The organism is Patescibacteria group bacterium, assembly GCA_034660655.1.
Taxonomy (GTDB): domain Bacteria; phylum Patescibacteriota; class Patescibacteriia; order JAACEG01; family JAACEG01; genus JAACEG01.
The window spans coordinates 1-4,608 of the sequence record JAYEJU010000017.1 but is presented as its reverse complement, the minus strand read 5'-3'; the positions used below and the strand labels follow the sequence as shown (position 1 = coordinate 4,608).

General features: G+C 29.4%; 10 protein-coding genes. 7 read left to right on the top strand and 3 right to left on the bottom strand.

Annotation, left to right across the window (positions count from 1 at the left end):
• The 7 genes from radC to holA form a co-directional block, all read left to right on the top strand.
• A partial coding sequence (radC, locus tag U9O55_01030; GenBank protein ID MEA2088409.1) for a DNA repair protein RadC occupies window positions 1–527 on the top strand: 527 nt, incomplete at its 5' end.
• A gap of 97 nt (window positions 528–624) precedes the next feature.
• Window positions 625–984: a type II toxin-antitoxin system Phd/YefM family antitoxin gene (locus U9O55_01025; GenBank protein ID MEA2088408.1), complete on the top strand. Its 360-nt coding sequence runs from the start codon at window positions 625–627 to the stop codon at window positions 982–984.
• A complete protein-coding gene (locus tag U9O55_01020; GenBank protein ID MEA2088407.1) occupies window positions 938–1,192 on the top strand; it encodes a type II toxin-antitoxin system RelE/ParE family toxin in 255 nt (84 codons plus the stop codon). The genes U9O55_01025 and U9O55_01020 overlap by 47 nt, the downstream gene beginning before the upstream one ends.
• A 10-nt stretch (window positions 1,193–1,202) precedes the next feature.
• On the top strand, window positions 1,203–1,748 hold the full coding sequence (locus tag U9O55_01015; GenBank protein ID MEA2088406.1) for a type I restriction enzyme HsdR N-terminal domain-containing protein: 546 nt from the start codon (window positions 1,203–1,205) through the stop codon (window positions 1,746–1,748).
• Window positions 1,711–1,884, top strand: coding sequence for a hypothetical protein (locus tag U9O55_01010; GenBank protein MEA2088405.1), 174 nt, complete (start codon window positions 1,711–1,713; stop codon window positions 1,882–1,884). The genes U9O55_01015 and U9O55_01010 overlap by 38 nt, the downstream gene beginning before the upstream one ends.
• A gap of 10 nt (window positions 1,885–1,894) precedes the next feature.
• On the top strand, window positions 1,895–2,299 hold the full coding sequence (locus U9O55_01005; protein ID MEA2088404.1) for a type II toxin-antitoxin system PemK/MazF family toxin: 405 nt from the start codon (window positions 1,895–1,897) through the stop codon (window positions 2,297–2,299).
• A gap of 175 nt (window positions 2,300–2,474) precedes the next feature.
• Entirely contained in the window at window positions 2,475–3,482 is a 1,008-nt protein-coding gene (holA, locus tag U9O55_01000) for a DNA polymerase III subunit delta (GenBank protein ID MEA2088403.1), read from the top strand.
• 122 nt (window positions 3,483–3,604) lie between these two features.
• On the opposite strand, the gene rpsT is transcribed toward holA, so the two are convergent.
• From rpsT to U9O55_00985, 3 genes are all read right to left on the bottom strand, one after another.
• A complete protein-coding gene (gene rpsT, locus U9O55_00995) occupies window positions 3,605–3,868 on the bottom strand; it encodes a 30S ribosomal protein S20 (protein MEA2088402.1) in 264 nt (87 codons plus the stop codon).
• Between the two features lie 168 nt (window positions 3,869–4,036).
• A complete protein-coding gene (locus U9O55_00990; GenBank protein ID MEA2088401.1) occupies window positions 4,037–4,159 on the bottom strand; it encodes a hypothetical protein in 123 nt (40 codons plus the stop codon).
• Entirely contained in the window at window positions 4,144–4,458 is a 315-nt protein-coding gene (locus U9O55_00985; protein ID MEA2088400.1) for a hypothetical protein, read from the bottom strand. Before U9O55_00985 ends, U9O55_00990 begins: the two co-directional genes overlap by 16 nt.
• Window positions 4,459–4,608: the final 150 nt, after the last annotated feature.

Here is a 4,608-nt window from a genome sequence, read left to right as displayed (position 1 = left end):
TGGCAAAAAAAATTTTAAAAAAATTCAAAAATAATTCTTTAGCTAAAGCGAATTTTAAAGAATTAAAAAATACTTACGGATTAGGATCCGCGAAAGCTTGCGAAATTGTCGCTTGTTTTGAATTAAGCAGAAGATTATTAAAAAATAAAAAATCAGTTTTAATAATGTCGCCAAAAGATGTTTGGCGCGAATTAAAAGATATTAGAAATAACAAAAAAGAGCATTTTGTTATTTTTTTTCTGGACGCGCGCAATCAAGAAATTAAAAGAGAAATTATTTCTGTTGGTTTGCTTAACGCCAGTTTAGTTCATCCAAGGGAAGTGTTTGAACCAGCAGTCAGATATTTAACAGCGCAAATTATTATCGCTCACAATCATCCGTCAGGAAACACTGAGCCGTCGGAAGACGATTTAGAAACTACAAAAAGATTGGTTGAAGCTGGAAAAATTTTAGGAATTGAAATTATAGATCATATAATTGTTACTAAGAATAATTATTTAAGTTTTTCAGAGCGTAACTTAATTTAAAATATTGCGAAAATCCGCCTTTGGCGGAAAAAAGAAATAATTTGACAAAATATTTAGTGTACGTTATTATGTACATATAATTATTAACTAAAAAAATATGAATATTAAAAATATTTTATCAATAACTGAAGCTAGAAACAAAATTTTTGAAATTGCTAAAGAGGTGCAAACGCCAAATAAGGTTTATGTTTTAACCTTCGACGGCAAACCAAAGGCGGTTATTATGTCTGCCGAAGAATATGAATCAATGGTTGAAACTATGGAAGTGGAGAGAATTTTTCCTGATCTGGATAAGGATATTGCTGAAACAGAAAAAGCGTTTAGAACGGGAGAATATAAAAAATGGCCGACCCTCAAAGACTTGGGAAAAGATTGGGGTTTTGCCGTAGCGGAAAAACCAAAGAAAAAATATGGCATTCGTTCTACAAATAAAACCAAAGGCAAGAAAAAATCTTGATAAAATTCCGAAAAATTATCGAGCGCGGATAATAGCGGCGTTGGACGCGATTATTCAAGACCCTTTTTCCGGCAAAAAATTATCCGGAAAGAAAAAAGGATTATATTCTTTTCGCGTCTGGCCATACAGAATTATTTACATCATAAAAAAGATGGAACTTATTGTTTTTATCATTGATATTGATCACAGACAGGGGGTTTATAAATAAATTTAAAAATATGAGCGTAAATTATCAATTACAAAAAGAAAAAATTATAAGCGGTTCAAATGATTATCTTAAATTAGGACAGAAAAAAGGATATTTTGTTTTAGATGGAAATAAAATTAAATATTCAGCTTCTGGCAAAAAATACAGTTTTTTAAATCCAGAAGAAAAAGTCAGGGCAAAATATTATTTTAATCTTATTGAAAAATACAAATATCCGCCTGAAAAAATTTGTTTTGAAGTTGAAATGGAAGATAGAACTCCAAACAGATTTGCTGATATGGTTATTTATGGCAAAAATAATAAGCCGTATATTGTTATTGAATGCAAAAAAGACGGAATTTCAGACGCGGAATTTGAGCAAGCGACCAAGCAGTCAATTGCCAATGCCAGAGTTTTAAAAGCTCCTTTCGCGGTTATAGTCGCTGGAAACACTAAACGGGCGATGGAAACAGATCGTTGGAATAGTAAGACTCAAGAAAAAGCGATTATCACTGATATTCCTATTTTATACGGTAAAATTGAAGAATTTAGATATAAAAAAGGAGATAAAAATTAAAAATGAAAAGCTTGGCAAATATCCAATTTTTATTGCAATTGCCGAGCATATCGGCTATGACGCGACTGGACAAAAAGATCAAGAAAATGATTTAGATGAAATTTTACAGCGATTTAAAGAATTTAAGGGGAAATAAAATTTGATTTATGGAGAAAAAAATAAAAGATTTTGACAAGTGGAATAAAAAGAAAAAAGAAATAAATTATAACATTAAAAATATTTTGCCAGGAAAAAGACAAGTTTGGTGGTTGTCAATCGGCTTGAATATAGGAGTGGAGGAGGATGGGAAAAATAATAATTTTGAAAGACCTGTTTTAGTGATAAAAGTATTTAACAGGCAATGTTTTTTGGGAATTCCGATTACCAGCGCTAATAAAAGCGATAAAAAATATTATTTTCCTATTATTTATAATCAAAATAAATATTTTTTAATTTTATCGCAAATAAGATTGTTCAGCGTAAAAAGATTATCACGAAAAATTTACAAAATAAGCAGCGTAGATTTTACAAAAATAAAAAAAGAATTGGAAAGGGTGATCGGTTTAAATTAAGTGTAAAAAAAACGAAAGCCCCGCAAGCGGGACTTTCTCGGACGCTTGATCAAGTCAAGCATTTATGTCTTTATAATAACATATTAAATTTTTGTGTCAATAGTAATTCGTGGATATTTTTTTGTGATTTAAAATAATTTAAGCGAAAGCTAAAATTAAAATTAAATTAACACCTATGATTATTTTTTTATACGGAGAGGACACTTTCCGCTCTAAGCAAAAATTAAAAGAGTTTAAAAATAAATTCACAAAAGATATTGACAGCTCGCAAATAAATATAGTTGACATAGATGGCGAAAAATTGGATTTGGAAAGTTTTAAGCAGACTATTTTGTCCGGCGGTTTTTTAGTTAAAAAAAGAATGATTATAATAGAAAATTTGTTGGAAAAAAATAAAGGCAAAGAAATTTTAAAAGAAATTTTAGCTTTATTAAAAAATAAAAATAGCCCCGTTTTAGCGTCTGAAAATATTATTATTTTTTGGGAAAAGATAGGAACAATCCGCGCTGATAAATATAAAGGCAAAATTCTTGCTGGTCCTCTTTTTAATTTTTTGAAAAAAGAAAAATATTCTTTTGAATTTCCTTTGCTAAATAATAGTCAGTTATTTTCTTGGATAAAAAAACAAACTGAAAACCGCAAAAAAAATATAGACTCAGAAGCGATCAATTCGCTTATCAGTTTAGTTGGAAATGATTTATGGCAGATAAGTAATGAATTAGACAAATTATCAGCTTATAAAGAAAAAGATATTTCTGCAGAAGATGTAAAAGAAATAGTTAGCAATCAATTTAATGAAACAATTTTTGGATTGATTGACGCGATTGTCAGCAAAAATAAAAAACTTTCTTTTCAATTATTAAGCAAACATTTCATGGCGGGAGCGGAACCGTCCTTTCTTTTAACAATGTTAATCAGGCAATTTAAAATGATAATTCGCACGAAAGATCTGCTTGAAAAGAATCCAAACGCTAATTTAGCGATTGAATTAAAGGCTCATCCATTTGTGGCGCAAAAAGTAAAAATTCAAGCAACAAAATATAGTTTGCTTGAATTAAAAAATATCTATAGCCATTTGTTGGCTATAGATATTAAATTAAAACAAGGATACTCAAATCATAAATTATTATTTTCTGATTTTATTCTGAATTCGGTTCTGGCTAACAACCAAAAAAATATTTAAAGTTTATTAATTTTCCTACCCTGTATGGTTGGTAGGTGGTGTAAAAAATTGGAAATTGAATTGACCCCCCCCCTTTTTTTTGCCCCCCTACGAGAGGGAAATAAGAAAAAAAATTTTTCAATCTATTTAGCGGATTTATTTAAACGCTTCATTATTCTGGATTTTTTTCTAGCAACGGTATTTTTTTTAATAATTCCTTTTTGGGCTGCTTTGTCCAATTTTTTTATTGTTTTTTTAACTAATTCTCTTGCGTCTTTTGCTTTGCTGTCAATTGCTTTTCTAGTTTTTTTAATTAAAGTTTTTGATTCCATGTTAACATTTTTATTGCGCAAAGCTTTTTTTTTGTCTTTTCGCAATGTTTTTTTTGCTGATTTTTTAACAGGCATAATATTTTTTAAAATTAAATTTATTTATGTAAAAACTATAACAAAAAATAAAAAAAATACAAGAGCAGGGCATATAAGCAATAAAATACTTTAACTGTTTAATAAATCAAAAGCCAGTTTTGTAAACAAGGCTGGCTTTAAAATGTTTTTGATAAATCTCCTCCTTATTCAATTTAATCTGCGCGATCCTTCTCGCGCTTCCAAAGATGACGATTTTTCCACTTTTATTGGGATAGATGTTGATATTTTTGCCTCAACGATATCAATAAAACTATTCAGTTCAAAATCCATTTCATGCTCTTCATATTTAAAATGTTCAGCCAGCGATATGATGACATCAAGCCCAAATCGTTTTTCCTTGTCAAAAAAAATATTAAAGAAGGTTCATTCCTGTGATATTGTATGAACGCATTATTCAATATTTTTTCAGCATTTAATTTGTTCTTAACTTTTTCACCATCACCGTGCTCAACAATCCATTTTGAGATAGATGTAGTAACAGACAACATTAAATCTTTTTCCTCTGGACTAAAAATTATAACAATCCTTTTCCGCCACATTTCTGGCTCATCATTGTAATGACACTCCATGGTTATTTCCTAATTTTTTTAGGATTTTTCTTCCAAAGATTATAAAATTCAATCGGGGTTAAATATCCAAGCGCTTGAGTTGAACTAAGATGATTATAAATATATTCCCATTTAGACAAAGCTATTTTTTGTTTTTGAAAAGGTTTGTAA

What these genes read in the sequence shown, in the direction of transcription:
- U9O55_01005 (MEA2088404.1), top strand. Translation starts at nt 1,895, where the DNA reads ATGGAGAAAAAAATAAAAGATTTTGACAAGTGGAATAAAAAGAAAAAA.
- U9O55_00985 (MEA2088400.1), bottom strand. Translation starts at nt 4,458, where the DNA reads ATGGAGTGTCATTACAATGATGAGCCAGAAATGTGGCGGAAAAGGATT.
- rpsT (MEA2088402.1), bottom strand. Translation starts at nt 3,868, where the DNA reads ATGCCTGTTAAAAAATCAGCAAAAAAAACATTGCGAAAAGACAAAAAA.
- U9O55_01025 (MEA2088408.1), top strand. Translation starts at nt 625, where the DNA reads ATGAATATTAAAAATATTTTATCAATAACTGAAGCTAGAAACAAAATT.
- U9O55_00990 (MEA2088401.1), bottom strand. Translation starts at nt 4,159, where the DNA reads ATGGATTTTGAACTGAATAGTTTTATTGATATCGTTGAGGCAAAAATA.
- U9O55_01020 (MEA2088407.1), top strand. Translation starts at nt 938, where the DNA reads ATGGCATTCGTTCTACAAATAAAACCAAAGGCAAGAAAAAATCTTGAT.
- U9O55_01015 (MEA2088406.1), top strand. Translation starts at nt 1,203, where the DNA reads ATGAGCGTAAATTATCAATTACAAAAAGAAAAAATTATAAGCGGTTCA.
- holA (MEA2088403.1), top strand. Translation starts at nt 2,475, where the DNA reads ATGATTATTTTTTTATACGGAGAGGACACTTTCCGCTCTAAGCAAAAA.